General features: G+C 68.3%; 17 protein-coding genes and 4 pseudogenes. 11 read left to right on the top strand and 10 right to left on the bottom strand.

Annotated features, from left to right (window positions below; all coding sequences use genetic code 11):
- Positions 1 to 377 precede the first annotated feature (377 nt).
- Entirely contained in the window at positions 378 to 647 is a 270-nt protein-coding gene (locus tag OHA64_RS39200) for a hypothetical protein (protein WP_405624453.1), read from the top strand.
- A gap of 29 nt (positions 648 to 676) precedes the next feature.
- On the opposite strand, the pseudogene OHA64_RS39195 reads toward OHA64_RS39200, so the two are convergent.
- Positions 677 to 979, bottom strand: a pseudogene (locus OHA64_RS39195) (transposase); the annotation flags it as partial.
- Positions 980 to 1333: 354 nt separating this feature from the next.
- Between OHA64_RS39195 and OHA64_RS39190 the strand changes: the two are divergent.
- Together OHA64_RS39190 and OHA64_RS39185 are read left to right on the top strand one after the other, a co-directional pair.
- The gene (locus OHA64_RS39190) at positions 1334 to 1597 is read left to right on the top strand and encodes a hypothetical protein (RefSeq protein ID WP_405621548.1); all 264 of its coding nucleotides are present in this window, start codon (positions 1334 to 1336) and stop codon (positions 1595 to 1597) included.
- A complete protein-coding gene (locus tag OHA64_RS39185) occupies positions 1594 to 2220 on the top strand; it encodes a hypothetical protein (RefSeq protein ID WP_405621545.1) in 627 nt (208 codons plus the stop codon). The genes OHA64_RS39190 and OHA64_RS39185 overlap by 4 nt, the downstream gene beginning before the upstream one ends.
- Positions 2221 to 2256: 36 nt before the next feature.
- Here the strand turns inward: OHA64_RS39185 and OHA64_RS39180 are convergent, their stop codons facing one another.
- Positions 2257 to 2841 carry an RICIN domain-containing protein gene (locus tag OHA64_RS39180; protein ID WP_405621542.1) on the bottom strand — a complete coding sequence of 195 codons (585 nt, stop codon included), beginning with the start codon at positions 2839 to 2841 and terminating at the stop codon, positions 2257 to 2259.
- Between OHA64_RS39180 and OHA64_RS39175 the strand changes: the two genes are divergently transcribed.
- The 4 genes and pseudogenes from OHA64_RS39175 to OHA64_RS39160 all read left to right on the top strand — a co-directional run bounded on the left by OHA64_RS39175 (position 2723) and on the right by OHA64_RS39160 (position 5251).
- Positions 2723 to 3157, top strand: a complete 435-nt coding sequence (locus OHA64_RS39175) for a hypothetical protein (protein WP_405624452.1) — start codon at positions 2723 to 2725, stop codon at positions 3155 to 3157. The genes OHA64_RS39180 and OHA64_RS39175 overlap by 119 nt on opposite strands.
- A gap of 593 nt (positions 3158 to 3750) precedes the next feature.
- Positions 3751 to 4341, top strand: a complete 591-nt coding sequence (locus OHA64_RS39170) for a chorismate mutase (RefSeq protein ID WP_405621539.1) — start codon at positions 3751 to 3753, stop codon at positions 4339 to 4341.
- A gap of 123 nt (positions 4342 to 4464) precedes the next feature.
- Positions 4465 to 4680 (top strand): annotated as a pseudogene (locus tag OHA64_RS39165) (hypothetical protein); the annotation flags it as partial.
- A gap of 64 nt (positions 4681 to 4744) precedes the next feature.
- Positions 4745 to 5251, top strand: coding sequence for a fibronectin type III-like domain-contianing protein (locus OHA64_RS39160; RefSeq protein ID WP_405621537.1), 507 nt, complete (start codon positions 4745 to 4747; stop codon positions 5249 to 5251).
- A gap of 471 nt (positions 5252 to 5722) precedes the next feature.
- On the opposite strand, the pseudogene OHA64_RS39155 reads toward OHA64_RS39160, so the two are convergent.
- Both OHA64_RS39155 and OHA64_RS39150 read right to left on the bottom strand, forming a co-directional pair.
- A pseudogene (locus tag OHA64_RS39155) lies at positions 5723 to 6004 on the bottom strand (hypothetical protein).
- Positions 6005 to 6135: 131 nt separating this feature from the next.
- Positions 6136 to 6705: a PadR family transcriptional regulator gene (locus tag OHA64_RS39150; protein ID WP_405621535.1), complete on the bottom strand. Its 570-nt coding sequence runs from the start codon at positions 6703 to 6705 to the stop codon at positions 6136 to 6138.
- Between the two features lie 173 nt (positions 6706 to 6878).
- Between OHA64_RS39150 and OHA64_RS39145 the strand changes: the two genes are divergently transcribed.
- The 3 genes from OHA64_RS39145 to OHA64_RS39135 all read left to right on the top strand — a co-directional run bounded on the left by OHA64_RS39145 (position 6879) and on the right by OHA64_RS39135 (position 9227).
- Positions 6879 to 8249, top strand: a complete 1371-nt coding sequence (locus tag OHA64_RS39145; protein ID WP_405621533.1) for a carotenoid oxygenase family protein — start codon at positions 6879 to 6881, stop codon at positions 8247 to 8249.
- Between the two features lie 139 nt (positions 8250 to 8388).
- The gene (locus tag OHA64_RS39140; protein ID WP_405621531.1) at positions 8389 to 8727 is read left to right on the top strand and encodes a hypothetical protein; all 339 of its coding nucleotides are present in this window, start codon (positions 8389 to 8391) and stop codon (positions 8725 to 8727) included.
- Positions 8728 to 8948: 221 nt separating this feature from the next.
- A complete protein-coding gene (locus tag OHA64_RS39135; protein WP_405621529.1) occupies positions 8949 to 9227 on the top strand; it encodes a transposase in 279 nt (92 codons plus the stop codon).
- A gap of 223 nt (positions 9228 to 9450) precedes the next feature.
- Here the strand turns inward: OHA64_RS39135 and OHA64_RS39130 are convergent, their stop codons facing one another.
- From OHA64_RS39130 to OHA64_RS39120, 3 genes and pseudogenes are all read right to left on the bottom strand, one after another.
- Complete coding sequence (locus OHA64_RS39130; protein WP_405621527.1) at positions 9451 to 9786, bottom strand: hypothetical protein; 336 nt, start codon at positions 9784 to 9786, stop codon at positions 9451 to 9453.
- A gap of 57 nt (positions 9787 to 9843) precedes the next feature.
- Positions 9844 to 10113: pseudogene (locus tag OHA64_RS39125) on the bottom strand (oxidoreductase); the annotation flags it as partial.
- Positions 10114 to 10197: 84 nt separating this feature from the next.
- Entirely contained in the window at positions 10198 to 11037 is an 840-nt protein-coding gene (locus OHA64_RS39120; RefSeq protein ID WP_405621525.1) for a helix-turn-helix transcriptional regulator, read from the bottom strand.
- A gap of 101 nt (positions 11038 to 11138) precedes the next feature.
- Between OHA64_RS39120 and OHA64_RS39115 the strand changes: the two genes are divergently transcribed.
- Entirely contained in the window at positions 11139 to 11846 is a 708-nt protein-coding gene (locus OHA64_RS39115) for an SDR family oxidoreductase (RefSeq protein ID WP_405621523.1), read from the top strand.
- Between the two features lie 197 nt (positions 11847 to 12043).
- Here OHA64_RS39115 and OHA64_RS39110 read toward each other — a convergent pair whose 3' ends face one another.
- The 3 genes from OHA64_RS39110 to namA form a co-directional block, all read right to left on the bottom strand.
- Positions 12044 to 12370, bottom strand: coding sequence for a hypothetical protein (locus tag OHA64_RS39110; protein WP_405621521.1), 327 nt, complete (start codon positions 12368 to 12370; stop codon positions 12044 to 12046).
- A 343-nt stretch (positions 12371 to 12713) separates the two neighbouring features.
- Complete coding sequence (locus tag OHA64_RS39105) at positions 12714 to 13079, bottom strand: winged helix-turn-helix transcriptional regulator (RefSeq protein WP_405621519.1); 366 nt, start codon at positions 13077 to 13079, stop codon at positions 12714 to 12716.
- Positions 13080 to 13300: 221 nt separating this feature from the next.
- Positions 13301 to 14377: an NADPH dehydrogenase NamA gene (gene namA, locus OHA64_RS39100; RefSeq protein ID WP_405621517.1), complete on the bottom strand. Its 1077-nt coding sequence runs from the start codon at positions 14375 to 14377 to the stop codon at positions 13301 to 13303.
- Between the last annotated feature and the right edge of the window lie 836 nt (positions 14378 to 15213).

Below are 15213 nucleotides of genomic sequence, written 5' to 3'. Positions count from 1 at the left end.
CGGTCGGCAGTGCCTCCTGCTCGCTGTTGACGAGAGTGGCGGTCCTGTTCTTGCTGACGACCGGAAAGTCCAGATCGAGGCCGGTGAATTCGAGTGTGCTCATCAGGACTCTTCGCTGTCCGGTCGAGGATGGGGTCCGCTGACGCGAGCCATTCATCTGACAAGACAGTATCTGACGCATCAGACATTGTTGCCATGGGGGCACTTGATGTGATGCGAGTCGCACTGGGTCTGCTGTTGCGGCCACCGTTGGCCGGGTGGGTGGTGCCGTGGCGTGAAGTGCATGCGGCACCGGCGGAGGTCCGGGCGGAGTTGGGAGAGACTGCGGAGGACCAGGCAGGGAGATTTGTGCTCTCGCCTGCTACGTCCTGACAGTGGTGGCGCCGACAACCCTGGACCGTGCGCCCGCTCCCGTATTCCTCGGGCTGACCGGCAGCGGGGCCCTCCTTGCTCTCGGCTGCCTCATCCTGGCGCGCACCCACCACCGTTCCCGGCTCCGGGTGGCCACCGAACTCCACCTGTACGAACGGCTTGCGCTGCCCGGGGCGCTGCTGGCCCTCGCCAACCATCCACGGTCCGCCCTCGCCCTGTCCTCCGCGGGGGCCTGCATCCTGGCCCACACCCGGCGCGCCATGCTCGGGCAGTGAACAACACCACGCTTCGCACGCCACCATGGGTCCAGGTCCAGCAGGTCGGCGCGGCGAAGCTCGGTCAGCAGGGCGGCGTGCAGGCGTGGCCAGACGCCGGCCTCGGTCCAGTCCCGCAGCCGGCGCCAGGCCGTCACGCCGGAACAGCCCACGGTCTCCGCCGGGACGTCCCGCCAGGCGACACCGGTCCGCAGCACGAACAGGACGCCGGCGAGTGCGGTTCGGTCAGGAACACGCAACCGCCCGGGATGCCGGTGGCGTCGTTCGGGAGCGGGCGGCAGCAACGGAGCCACCCGCTCCCACAGGTCGTCCGGAACAAGATCAGCGCGCACTCGGACACCCTGCCGACCAAGATCGTCCAGCACAAGACCCGCAGCTCAACTCATTCTGAAACGATCAGTAAGATCGCTCCCCGGTTCCTGACAGCACAATGGGGGGCGTTGCTACGGTGCAAACGGCAACACCGCGTGGTAGTCGTGGAGTTCAGCCGACGTGGGTATGGCTCATGGCCCTGACCGCACACCGTGGGATCTGTGTCTATTGCGGACGGTCGCGCGCTACCACGCTCGATCATGAGAGGCCGGTGGCAGAGCGGGGAGCAGACATCTGGTGGAACTTCGCGGCCAGCGTGCGATGACTGCAATCGATGGAAGAACGGGCGCACAGCGCGCAACTGGGTCCGTGACATGGATCTGCGCCACCGCTACCCGAAGCTCGGCTTCACCAGTAGGGCGATGCGTCCCGAGGTCTATGTTGGGATTCCGCGCCGAGTTGAGCAAGCCCAGAGGGAGACTGCCGACGTGGACCGCCGCGACTGGTTCCGCCACCACTACGACCGTGAGACGCACAAGGTCAAGGCGGGCATGTTCGAGGTACTCGAACGCTGCAAGACTGAATTGAACGGATACCCGTATCATCCCTGGACAGCACCGCAAGTTCCGGCACCGTGAGCACCGCCCCCGGAGCTGCGCAGCGTGTCATCGTGCTGCTGCGCGACCAGCACCCGGAGTTGTCACCCAGGATCCAGGAGACCAGCGAGATCGCGGTCGACCTGAAAATCCTCACCGCCCGCCGGATGGACCTGTCGGCCGACCTCACCAGGGCGATCAACCGGCTCCGCTCGCAGATGCTGGAGTACTTCCCTGCCCTGGAACGGGCCTTCGACTACAGCGAGTCCAAGACCGCCCTCATCCTGCTGACCGGCTACGAGACGCCTGCCGCCCTGCGCCGGATCGGCCGGGCCCGGCTGGCCACCTGGCTGAAGAACCACGGCGTCCGCGTCACCAACCACGCCAGGACCGCCGCAGAAGCTGCTGTCACCGCCGCCGAAGCCCAGTCCACCGCCGTTCCCGGGGAAAAGAACGCCGCGAAGATGGTCCACGCCCTGGCCAGGGAGGTGATGGCTCTCGACGAGGAGGTCACCCAGCTCAACGCGCTTATCGAGGGCCGGAGTTCAACGTGTCCAGGCAAAGGCCTCAACCGGCGCCGTGATGGTGCCTTCTCATGCGGTGGAGTACGAAACCCTTCCGCCATTTCCAGGATCAGGAGGGGACCGTCCGGGCCGGACCCGTAGGTCTCGGCCCGGACGGTGTCGGTCAGCGGCGATCGGTCAGACGCGGGTCCACGTCTGGTTGGCTGTGCCGCCGCAGTCCCAGATCTGGACCTTCGTGCCGTTGGCGGTGGCGCCGCCATTGACGTCGAGGCACTTACCGGAGTGGACGGCCGTGATGGTGCCGTCGGTATTGAGGCGGAACTGCTGGTTCGACTGTCCGTTGCAGTCCCAGATGTTCACGGCGGTGCCGTTGGCGGAAGCGGCGCCGACGACGTCCAGGCACTTGGCGCCGCCGTAGACCCGCAGCTCGCCCGAGCTGGTGCTGGTGAACCGCTGGTTGGCGGCGCCGTTGCAGTCCCAGATCGCGGCGAGGGCTCCGTTGGCCTGGGAGCCGCCAGTGATGTCCAGGCAGCGCCCGGAGCCCTGGCCCTGATGGCCGCGGTGGAGGCGTGCACGGCGCCTTACCGGTGGCCAGCAGCACGCGCATGGCCTCGCGTTCTCCGCGTTTGCGGGGCTGGATGACGTGCTCGGTGGCCAGAGCCTCGCGGGCTGTGCGGATGGCGCCGAGCATGTCCATCTTGCGTCCGCCGCGGACCGGCGGACGCTTGGGGCGGCAGACCTCGATGACGCGTTCGCCGGCATCCTCGAGGAAGGCGGCGAGGCCGGCGCCGAAGCTGCCGGTGCCTTCGAGTACCCAGCAGCGGCGGCCGGGCACATGCGAGCGGGCGAAGTCGAGAAGGCGCTGGTAGCCGCGGTCGTGGACGGGGGCGTCGGTGGTCTCCAGGAGGGCGCCGATGGGGCTGATGGCTGCTGCGGCGAGGGTGTCGCGGTGAGTATCGACTCCGATGACGCCGTCGACGTGTTCTGCAAGCATGGTCACGCGTTTGTTGTTCTCCTCCGGGCGGATGGCCGTGGTCGGCGTCGGCCTGGGTGGAGTCACCACGTGGCGGAACTGTGATGAGTCACGCCGTGAGGCGGCGGACAAGCTGCTGATCAAGCCAACGGGTGGGCCAGGCCGACGCCCGCGTCCGACAGACATCTCGGGGGCACGGCAGCCCCTGACGGGACGCCAGTTATTTTGCGAGTCATGCCGGTCACGAACGCCGAGCCTGGCAGCAACCCATCCCGGGCCGCAGAACAACTCTCACAGTTATCTTCTTTCGCGGTCCTGCAAGAGGGCCGCTGGCCTCCGGGCCCGGCATGACTGTTCCCCCCTGTCGCAGGGATGACCTGGGGGTGGTGTCACCGAGGCCGGGAGGCTCCGTTGGAGACGCTGATGAGAGGTCCGACTACCGCCCGGCCGGGCGCAATGCCCGGCATCTCGCGGGCGGTAGGAGCGGGCTCTTCCGGCACGGCGCAGCGCCCTGCCGTGCCTTGTAAACGGTCCCCCGCACGAGTGGCCGTCGGCCCGATGCACCCTCATCTGACCAGCACCGATCCATGATCAAAGACTTGGCAAACGTCCTGGGACCGGGACGTTGGGAGCATGAGCACCGCGGTACGGTGCCGACACCCCCCACCGAAAGGACACGTCCCGTGCGAATCGGACGTATGCGATCCGTGTTGGTCGCCACCACCGCCGTGGTGCTGCTCTCCGGTACCGGTGTCGTGCCGGCCGTCGCGCAGAGCCCGGCGTCCATACCCGCGCCCGCCGTCACGGGCGACCTCATGCCCCTGACCAATCTGTTCGCTGAGCGGCTGCTGCTGGCCGACAAGGTCGCCGCCGCCAAGTACGGCACCGACAAGCCGATCGACGACCCGGTGCGCGAGGAGCAGATCCTGGACGACGTCGCTGCGCGGGCGGTCGGGCTCGGCCTCGATCCGCAGGCCGCGCAGGCCGTCTTCCGGGACCAGATCGAGGCGAACAAGCTGGTGCAGCGCGGGCTGTACGCCCGCTGGGCCGCCCACCCGGAGCTGCGCCCGACCGAGCGGCCGGACTTGGTGAAGGAGGTCCGGCCCCAACTGGACCGCATCACCGCCGAGTTGCTCGCCGCCCTGAAGGACACCGCACGACCGCGGACCTCACCGTCGTGCGAGCCGCGGCTGGAGGTCGCGGCGGTTCGAGCCGCCTACGGCCATAAGCTGGACCGGCTGCATGTGAAGGGGCTACTCCGGGCGCTCCCTTCGGTGTGCGGGGACTGACTTCCCCCAGTCGGCTATCCGGTCCGCCTGGCGGATGGGGTCGGTGAATTCGCGCCCGGGACCGCGGGGACCTCGACACATCGGCAGCCCGAACCGACCTACTACGAGAGGGCGACGGCCGCGGTGGCTCTGGCGCCGGGCGCGCGCACCAGCCCCAACGTATCGTCCAGGTGGTCACCTGTCTGGCGCCGCAGCACGGAGCGGCCGGTGGTGTCCGTGGTGGTTTCCGGACGTCCGCTGCTCCTGGACCACGTGACCCGGGCGTCCAACGCGGTCCTAGTTGCGCCGCTGCTCGGCGAGACGGCCGGAGGGGCCATCACGTCGGTTCTGTTCGGCGAGACCAATCCCAGTGGAAAGCTGCCCGGCACCTCCCCCGTCACCTCAGCCAGATCCCCGCCTACCATTGCCACCGACATGGCAGCGGGTACGACCTCCCCAGCGGCGAAACACCTACGGGTACGCGGACCTGACCGACCAGAGTCCGCTGCTCGCCTTCGGTCACGGCCTGTCGTACACGTCGTTCGACATCGCGTACATCGGTGAGGCGGAGGTGCGGGACGGCCTGCTGCGCACTCCTGTCAGAGTCTCCGACACCGGCTCCGTCCACGGCGAGACGGTAGTCCAGTTGTACGTGCGGCAGGAGGTCGCCGGTGCGGTCCAGCCGGTCCGGCGGCTCGTGCAGTTCCAGCGCGTGGCCTTGGCAGCCTGCGAGTCCGCAGACCTCGTCCTGGAGGCCCTCCTCGCACGACTTCACTGCGCCCTGCCCGATGGACGGCGCGGCCTCGAGCACACTCAGGTCGCGGTGATGACCGGGCTGATCAGCGACAACATCCGCTGCGTCACCAGCGTGCCGGTCCCCTCCACCTCTTCCGACACGGTGCTTTTGATGACGGAGGGCAGCAGCACGTAGGCGATCGCGGCCGCGACCACCACCGTGCCCGCAAACAGGAAGAACAGACCTGGCAGGGAGCGCATGAGCAGCCCCGCCGCCAGCACGGCCAGCGAGACGACCAGGGCGCGGGGTGGACCGTGGTGATGTGCGTGAGGTGACGGCGAAGTGAGCAGCGGCAGGGTGCTGAGCAGTCCAGTCGACGTGCCGGACAGGCCGGTCGATGTCCCGATGCCGGGGGCAGCGGACCCGCCCCGGTCGGTGCGGCCCGCAGCTCGCCGCGACGAGCACGACACCCACCAGCAGTCACACCCCGGACCGGGCGCCCGACGCAGCGCTCCTCGGCCGACCCGACACGTCGCGCGGGTCATTCCCCCGCATGACGACCGCTTCTTGGCACGCGCCGCGGCGCCAGGGGCAGCCGCGACGCGCAGTCGGACGAGCGGGAGATCGCGACGGCAGGGCGTCGCGACAGGCGGGCATCCGTTCTGCTCACTCCTTGGCCATGAAGCCGAGTTGGCCGGCCAGGCGGAATACGCGGCGCTGGTACCGCTCCAACAGTCCGGGGACCTGCTCGCGGAAGGTCTGCCGAGGGCAGCCCAGCAAACCAGGCGTGCGCAGCAGTACGTTGAACAGACCCAGCACCATGGGCTTGCCCTTGAAAGGGGTGAACTTCACCGCGCTTCAGAAGCGGATGTCCTGGGTGAACAGATCTTCCAGTGCGTTGCGTTCGCCCGTCTCGACGGCGGCGCGGAAGCGTGCGGCCGCCTCCATGACCTCCTCCAGATACTCAAGTATATGTCTAATACCTTTTTTGACATGCCGCACGGGCGGGCGAAGAAAGGAATGAAGGGTGTCTCAATGAGGTCGACGGCGCGCTATCGCTGGGGGCGCCAGCACCATGGTCACGTGTCGGCGTTGACCCGGCATCGTTCGCGGAGGATTTGAGCGGTCTGTCGGCACCAGTCGGCCGTCTCCTGTTCGTAGCGGAGGCCGCGCAGACAGGTCAGGTATGGTCCGATCCGGTCGCCGGATTCGAGGAATGCGTGTTCATCGGCGTCGCCGCGCTGGCGTTCCATATACCTGTCGAAGATGTCGATCTTGGCTGCGGCGATGAGTGCCCGCTCTTCGAGCTGTTCGATCACGACCGTCGCGGACGTGCTGTCCACGGCCCGTACCTTGACCAGAAGGTCGTCGCGGATGAAGGCCGGCTTGGCGCTGGATTCGGCAAAGCGCTCCAGCTCAGCGAGGCCGGCGTCGGTGACCGAGAAGAGCCGCTTGGTCGGACGGGTCTCCTGGACCACGGCGCGCCCCTGGATCAGGCCGTCCTTCTCCAGTTTGGCCAGCTCCAGATACAGCTGCTGGGGCAGCGCGTGCCAGAAGTTGGCCATCCCCGCGTCGAACGTCTTGGCCAGTTCGTAGCCGCTGGACTCGCCGTCCAGTAGCGCGGCCAGTACCGCGTGTCGCAGAGCCATGGTCGTCGGCCTCCTGTCCGTGTCGCGCCGCGGGGCCCCTGTGGGGCGTCGGCGAGGTGTCGACGCTCACACTCTACTCTGCTTCGCTACTACTCATATTCTTGAGTATTGTGATTGTTGTACGGAGCCCGGCTCGCCAGCGCCGGACGACACGCCATCGTGAGAGGACTGCAATGAACCCCAAGAACGGCTTCCAGGGCGCCTATACGCCTGTCGCCGAGGAGGTCACCTCCTTCGACCTCCCGGTCACCGGCACCATCCCCCCCGAGCTCAACGGCCGCTACCTGCGCAACGGCCCCAACCCCCTGAACCTCGACGAGCCCCGGCTCCACCTGTTCACCGGAACCGGCATGGTGCACGGCGTACGACTGCGCGAGGGCAAGGCCGAGTGGTACCGCAACCGCTGGGTGCGCTCGGCGCGCGTCGCCGAGGCACTCGGCGAACAGCCCCGCCCCGGCGCCTCCATGCGCCGCGTGGACGCCGGACCCAACACCCACGTCATCGGCCACGCCAACCGCACCTTCGCCCTGGTCGAAGGCGGCTCCCGGCCCTACGAACTCACCTACGACCTGGACACCGTGGGAGCCTGCGACTTCGACGGGACCCTGCGCGACGGCTTTGTCGCCCACCCCAAGCTGGACCCCGCCACCGGAGAACTGCACGCCGTTACCTACGTCATCGGCGGCGACACGCTGACCTACCTGGTCGTTTCCCCCCTCGGCAAGGTTGTGCGCCGCGTGGCCATCCCCGCTCCGCACGCGCCCTTGATGCACGACTTCGCTCTGACCCAGAGGTACGCCGTGCTGTACGACCTCCCGGTCACCTTCAGCCAGGCTGCCGCAGATTCCGGCAACGCGTTCCCGATGAACTGGAACGAGGCCCGCGGCGGCCGCATCGGCCTGCTGCCCCGCAGCGGCACCGAGGTGCGCTGGTTCGATGTCAATCCGTGCTGGGTCTTCCACACCCTCAACGCCTACGACCAGGGCGACACGGTCGTGGTCGACGTCGTGCGCTACCCGCGGATGTTCGCGGGGGCCGAGCTGATGGGCAACAGTTTTCCCACGCTCGACCGCTGGGTCATCGACACGGTCACCGGGAAGGTCACCGAGACGCGCCTCGACGACCACCCGCAGGAGTTCCCCGTGGTCAGTCCGGCCGTCGTCACCGGCGCCTACCGCTATGGATACTCCGCGGTCACCCTGGACCTGATCCGCTACATGGGTCCGGCCGGCACCCTGGACGGCCTGCCCGTCGACGCGTTCAGCGACTCACTGATCAAGCACGACCTAGACCGGCAGACCACCACGGTCCGCACCTTCGGCACCGGTCACTACACCAGTGAGGCGTACTTCGTGCCCGCGCAGAACGCACGGACGGAGGACGACGGCTACGTCCTCGCCTACGTCTTCGACCCCGAGCGGGGTGCCACCGACCTGGTGATCCTCTCCGGACAGGACTTCACCGGCGCCCCGATCGCCACCGTGCACCTGCCGACGCGCGTACCGCTCGGCTTCCACGGCAGCTGGATACCCGACCCCGCCTGACAGTGAGTATGTTCATGAGCGTCTCCCGGCGGGGTCTGACCCACCGCCTGACTGACCCTGGGTCCTCAACGGGATCTGTCGGCCCCGCCCCGCCGGCTATCGCAAACCCCTGGCGTGGCTCCGCTCGTTCGGCGCCCTGGTGCTGGTCGGAGTGGAGGGCACCGGCGCCTACGAGGCCGGACTCGCCGGCCACCTGCGCGAGCAGTACGTCGCGGTGGTCGAGATCGACCGCCCGGACCGCAACGCCCGCCGCTGGCAGGGCAAGTCCGACCCGGTCGACGCCGAGGCGGCGGCTCGCGCCGCCCTCGCCCAGTGCCGCACCGGCATACTCAAGCAGCGCGACGGCCGGGTGATGCCCTGCGGAGCCTGCGCATCACCCGCCGCAGTGCGATCCGCCAACGCGCTGACATGTCAGTACAGATGCAAACACTCATCATCACGGCGCCGGAGGAACTACGCGGCGTTCTGCGGGCCCTGAGCGACCGGCAGCTGATCCCTCCGTGCGCCGCCTCATGGCCGGACGCGAAGCGGGTCGGCGAGCCGGTCGCCGCGGCCAGGCTCGCACTGCGGACCCTTGCCCCGCCATCAGCGACTCGGCGAGGAGCTCGATGAGCTCATCACCCCGCTGGTCACCGAGATCGCTTCGGCCCTGCTCGCCCCGAACGGCGTTGGTACGGACGTCGCCAGGAACTGCTGGTCATGGCCGGTGAGACCCCCGGGCGACTGCGCTCAGAGGCCGCCTTCGCCATGCTCTGCGGCGTCGAGCCACTGCCAGCCTCCTCCGGCCGCATCCAGCGCCACCGCCTCAACCAGGGCGGCGACCAAGGAGCCAACTCGGCCATCTACCGCATCGTCCTGTGCCGACTGCGCTGGGACGAGCGCACCAAGCAGCAGCACCGCACCACGCAGTGCCTCTCCAAGAAGGAGTCATCCGCTGGCTCAAGCGGTACCTCGCCCGCGAGATCTACCAGGTCGTGACCACACCCGGCCCCTCAACCATCACAGCCGAGCACGCCGCCGACGAAGACTGGACGGTGGAGCACCGGTTAGGGGCGATCTCCTGGCCGTGGCCGGTGAGGAGGGCGTGCAGGTGCGCAATTGCCGGATGCGCCACCTAGGGGTTCCGGTTTCCACCCAGGCCCGTACAACGACCGACACCCGTCGTAGATGTGATCGGGCCGTCAACAATCTCCCGCGACCGTCAAGCGAGCCCTGGTCCTTTCAGGTGCTCGGCAATCGCGTCCGCCACGGCGCGCATTCCGGCGCCGGTGGGGTGGAACGCGCCCGTAAGGGCGGAGCCGCGCAGGCGTTCCGACAGTCCGGTCACCCATGGTTCGGCCGATCCGAGAGCGTGCTCGCGGCTGCGCTTTCCCACGGTGACGAGCTCCGCACCAGTGCGGGTCGCCGTGCGGGCGAAGACTTCGGCGACCTGGTCGCCCAGTCGGCGGAACTCCTCCAAGGTGGCTTCGTCGAAGGGAGTTTCGCGGCTGGATCGGGTGTCGGGGCCGATCACCGTGAGGTAGTCGACCAGGAGCACCCGCGCGTGCTTCGCCCGCCGTCGCGTCTCCTCGACGACGCGGGAGAGGGTGCCCTACTGGTCAGTGACTTCGGGCTGCGAGAAATCACAGACGGGCGGGTGCCAGGCTCCAACTCCGTCGTGTACTTGACCGTGTTGCCTTGCGGGTCGAGGTAGTAGGTGAAGGTGTTGTCGCCCGCCATGTGGTGTCCCAGATCATTTGGAAGCCGGCCCGGATCACGCGGCCGGAGCCGCGTATGTACTCGCCGATGCCGCGCAGCTCGAAGGAGACGTGGTGGAGGGGGAGGTATGCGGGCCCTTGGCTATGGAGTGGTGCAGGTTGCTGATCCACCAGACCGGGCGCGGCAACGCACTCAGCGGATACCCGATCCTCGCGAAGCTGACGAGATGAAGAAGATGCTCAAGCAGGCACTACTCGACCAGGTTCTGGGTGCCGACCACCGAGATCAGCTCCAGCTTCTCGGCGGCCCCGGTGCCCGGCTCGGCCGAGTAGACGAGGATGTAGAGGCCGCTCTCCTCCAGCTGGAGCAGGTCGCAGTCCAGCGTCAGCAGGCCCACCTGCGGATGCTCGATCGTCTTGTGCCAGGCTTCGAGCCGTCCCACAGCGCCCGCGTCCCACAGCTCGGCGAACCGCTCGCTGTCTGTACGCAACTCCGCGATCAGGTGCCGCAGTTGGCGGTCCGCCGGATAGCGGGTGGCGGTCCTCCGTAGCTGGGAGACCATGCCGGCCTCGCAGGCGCTGCGTTCCTCGGGCGTATGCCGCACCCGGGTCGGCACATCCATGAAGGTGCGCCACGCGTCGTTGCGTTCCACGCCGCGCAGGCCGGACGGGTCGCCCATCAGCGCCGCGTACATCGGGTTGGCCAGCAGCAGCGTCATGGCCGCGTCGGAGACCGCGACGGGTGCGTCGACGAGCCGGTCCAGCAGCCGCTGGACGCTGGGCGTGATGTGCCCGGGCACCATGTCGGGACCGGGCGGAATCAGCCCCGCCAGCCCGAACAGGTATGCCCGCTCGTCCCCCGATAGCCGCAGCGCACGGGCCAGCGCCTCGACGACCTGCCCGGAAGGGTTGGCCGCGCGGCCCTGTTCGAGGCGCGTGATGTAGTCGGCCGAGATCCCCGCCAGCAGGGCCAGCTCCTCGCGCCGCAGACCGGCCGCGCGCCGGTGTCCGCCGGAGGGCAGGCCCGCCGCGTGCGGGGCTGCCCGGTCGCGCCAGCGCCGCAGTGCCTGTCCGAGTTCCGTCGCGGTCATGCGCCCAGTGAACACCGTCGGCCGCGCATGTGCCTGGTACTCGTAGTCCCAGGAAGAAGGGGCTTCTGGCTGATCGTGCCGCGGCGCCGGAGGCTGGACGCATGACGACAACACTGATCACCGGAGCCAACAAGGGCCTCGGCCACGAGACCGCCCGCCAGCTCATCGCCGCAGGTCACACGGTTTACGTGGGTGCCCGCGACGCCGAGCGCGGACGCCGGGCCGCCGAGCAGCTGGGCGCACGGTTCGTCCTCCTCGACGTCACCGACGACGCCACGGTCGAGACCGCCGCCAAGACCATCGCGGGCGACGGCGGCCTCGACGTACTGATCAACAACGCCGGAATCGCGAGCAGGGCCGACGCCCACAGTGTGCCCACCGCCGAGACCGTGACCGCCGACCAGATGCGGAACACCTTCGAGACGAACGTCTTCGGCGTCGTCCGCGTCACCCACGCCTTCCTGCCCCTGCTGCAGCGCTCGGCCGCACCGGTCGTGGTCAACGTCACCGGCGGCCTCGCCTCGCTGACCAACCTCTCCGACCCCGAGCATCCCACGCACTTCTACCCGGGCATCGCCTACCCGGCGTCCAAAACCGCGGTCAACATGCTCACCGTGCAGTACGCGAAGGCATTCCCGGACATGCGGATCAACTCCGTCGAGCCCGGCTTCATCAAGACGGACCTCAACGACAACACCGGCACGCAGACCGTCGAGCAGGGCGCCGAGATCATCGTCCGCCTGGCGCAGATCGGTCCCGACGGCCCGACCGGGGGCTACTTCGACGCCGACGGTCCGCTGCCCTGGTGAGTCACGGCTGCACCAGCCGGGGCAGCTCCCGTGCACTGCCCAGTAGTCCGTCCATGACGACGGCCCGGCGCAGGTGCCGGTGCCGCGGGTGTTCAGCGGTGAACCCGATCCCGCCCAGCGCCTGCTGGCAGTGCCGGGCCGCGTCAACGCCGCCTGACCGGCCGCCGCTTTGGCCGGCAGGGAGCCCCAGGCCGTCCTCACCGGAGAACTGCGGGCGCCACCCTGCTGGCGAACACCTCGACACCGACGATCTGCACCACCGGGGCCGCATTCTCTCGTCGGCGAGCGCGAGGCTGGTCTTGCCTGCGAAGCGGGGTGGTGCGCGGGTCGAGAGCGCCGTAGACAACCAGGTATCCGCTGGGGACGACGCCCTGGGCGAGGGTTTCGACGCCGGGGCCTGCGATCGGGTCGAAGGCCAGGCGCACACCCTTGCCGCCGGTGAAGTCGGCGAGCACGCTGTGGTGGAAGCTGGGATCGTCCAGTTCGATGGCCAGGGCGTACTTGAAGTCGCTGCGGCAGCGCACCGCCTCGGCAGCCTGTCGGTCCGACAGGCCGAGCAGGAATTGCAGAAGCAGGCGGTGGCCAGCTGAGCAGGCGAGAGACCGGGTCGGCCGTCACGCGGGTACCAGTCGGCGAAGTCCTCGTCGTGCCACACCCGTCGAGGCGGTTTCTCACCCGCATCGCCGTCGTTCCCTTCGGGTTGCTCGCCCGAGCAACCCGCACAGTCAGGAGGGATCTGCTCACCGGGACGGGAACGGACGGACAACGTGCGCCTCACCAGCTGGGTCGAACTGCACCACGGCAGTGAGCCTGCCTGCTGATCATGCACCCGCACCGGAAGACCTCAGGATTCCCGACGGAGTCAAGCTAAGCCTCGGGCGGTGCCGACGGCGTGGCGGAGGAGGGTTCCTCCTGCGCGTCCTTGGGATCCGGCAGGACGATGCCACGTCGGGCCAACCACTGCTCACCCCAGTTGCTGAGTCCGATCAGCAGCGGCTCCATCGAGCGTGCCTCCTCGGTCAAGGCGTACTCCACCTTGGGCGGGACGACCGGGTAGACAGTTCGCTGCACCAGACCGTCCTCCTCCAGCTCACGCAGTTGCTTGGTCAGCAGGCGCGGAGCGATGCCGGGCACCTGGCGATGCAGCTCGTTGAACCGCATGGTCCCCTCGAGCAGATGGAAAAGGATCACACCTTTCCACTTCCCGCCGATGATCTTGACTGTTGCTTCCATCGCGCAGCCTGGCAGGTCGTCAAACGGTCGCGTCCGCGGCATGGGGCACCTCCGAGTCGTGCTGCCTTGTCGAGTATCTCGTGCCCGGCGGGGCATCCCCTCCGGGCCCAGGGCCGGTCCGCCGCCCGGCGCCGGGAGCGCTTCAGCCGCCCCGGCCCCGGGCGGCCGCGACGAGTTCGGTGCCCTTGCCCCGGGGTGGTTGTGGGCCAGGGCAGAACCGGCTAGGAGACCGTGGCGTCCATCGGCGCGGCGGGCAGCGGGGGCTGCGAACGCTGCCAGGCCGACCCGTAGCGGGTGTACTGCAACGGGACCTCGATGGCGGCGCGCAGCTCGTCCGCGGCGGTCCGGGCCCAGAAGGGGTCCTTCAACATCTCCCGGCCGACCAGCACGATGTCGGCGCGGCCGTTTTGCAGGATCTCCTCGGCCTGGCGACCGCTCTCGATCAGGCCGACAGCACCGGTCTTGATTCCCACCTCCCTGCGAATCAGATCCGCGGCGGGCACCTGGTAGTTCGGGTAGGACTGCACCTTCACCGGGGCGATGCCGCCGGATGAGGCGTCGATCAGGTCGACGCCCTGCTCCTTCATCCACCTGCCGTAGGTGACGAAGTCCTCCGGAACGTTCCCGCCCTCCGCATAGTCGGTCGAGGACACGCGGACGAATAGCGGGCCGTCCCACTCGCCGCGCACCGCGTCGATGGTCTCCCGCACGATCCTGTAGCGGTTCTCCCGGCTTCCTCCGTACTCGTCCGTGCGGTGGTTGGCCAGAGGTGAGAGGAACTCGTTGAGCAGGAAGCCGTGCGCCGTGTGCACCTCGAGCACGTCGAATCCGGCAGCCTTCGCCCGTGCCGCCGCAGTCCGGAACGCCTCGATGACCTCCTTGATGTCCCCGACGCCAAGCTCCTGGGGAACGCGTGAACCGTCGCTGAAGGGAATGGGAGAGGGGGCCACCGCGGTTTCGGACTCCACGCCGAGCTGCCGCCCCGCGTGGCCGATCTGGGCGCCGGCCCTGGCGCCGAAACGATGGATCACCTCGACGATGCCCGACAGGCCCGCGACGTGGTCGTCGCTCCAGATGCCGAGGTCACCCGGCCCGATCAGCCCGTTGGGCAGTACCGCCGCCGTCTCCAGCATCACGAGGCCGGCACCGCCCAGTGCACGCGCGCCGTAGTGCACCGTGTGGAAGTCGGTGGCGCGCCCTTGGGCGTCCGCGGAGTGCATGCACATCGGGGACATGGCGATCCGGTTCCGGAAGGTGACGTCGCGGATCGTGAGCGGGTCAAAAAGATGTGCGGACACGAAAGATCATCCCTGTCGTTCAGTGGGGTTCTTGTCGCTTCCGACCGTAGAAGAAACATGCCGAATACAACAGTATGCACTTTAAAGTCTCATATAGACAAAAAGGGAAGTGTGCTGGTCGGGCACGGATGAGTCGCGCCATCAGCGCCTCCTGCGGCCGTCCGACCAGGGCCATGCGCTTGTCGAGACCACGGCCTGCTCGCCACGTTCGCGGAGCATCCGCATGACGGTCGCCGGTGACGGGTGCTGACCCTTCTTCGCGCGGGACGCTGAGCTTCTTGGCGAGTTGGGACACGAGTCGGAAGCGCGCGGTGTGGTACTGGATGGTCACTTTGCCCTTCCCGGTCCGGCATGGGGAGCCCGCTGGGGCGGCGCAGGTGGACATCGGGCAGTCGTGCGATTCCACGCGCTTGAAGTCGTCACTCACGACCCCAAACTGTTTTGTGAGGGTGTTTCAGGCGTCTAACCGCTTGTAACAACTCATGAAACACGCTCGCCGCAGGTGGAGCGCCGGGCGGGTGGGTGTTTCATGAGCGGCCACCTATGAAACAGGGGCTGCCCAATGGGATAGGCGGGCAGCCCCTCCGAAAGCCCTCCACCGACCACAGAAGATGTCAGGCGGCGAACACTTGGGAGTCGTCGGCGAACGCCTTGAACTCCAGCGCGTTGCCGCCGGGTCTAGCAGGAGCATCGTCCACTGCTCGCCGGCTTCGCTCACGCTCTGACGGAACTGCGGCGGGTGTGCTGCCGGCCTGGACGGTTCCTTCCCGGCAACCTCAAGGTCAACTCACGCCACACGTCCACCGCGAGGGGGGGGAAGCTCATGCACGCCCGGC

Source organism: Streptomyces sp. NBC_00076 (assembly GCF_045041235.1).
GTDB lineage: Bacteria > Actinomycetota > Actinomycetes > Streptomycetales > Streptomycetaceae > Streptomyces.
Note: the sequence above shows the minus strand (reverse complement) of the source record. Positions and strands in the feature narration are given on the sequence as shown.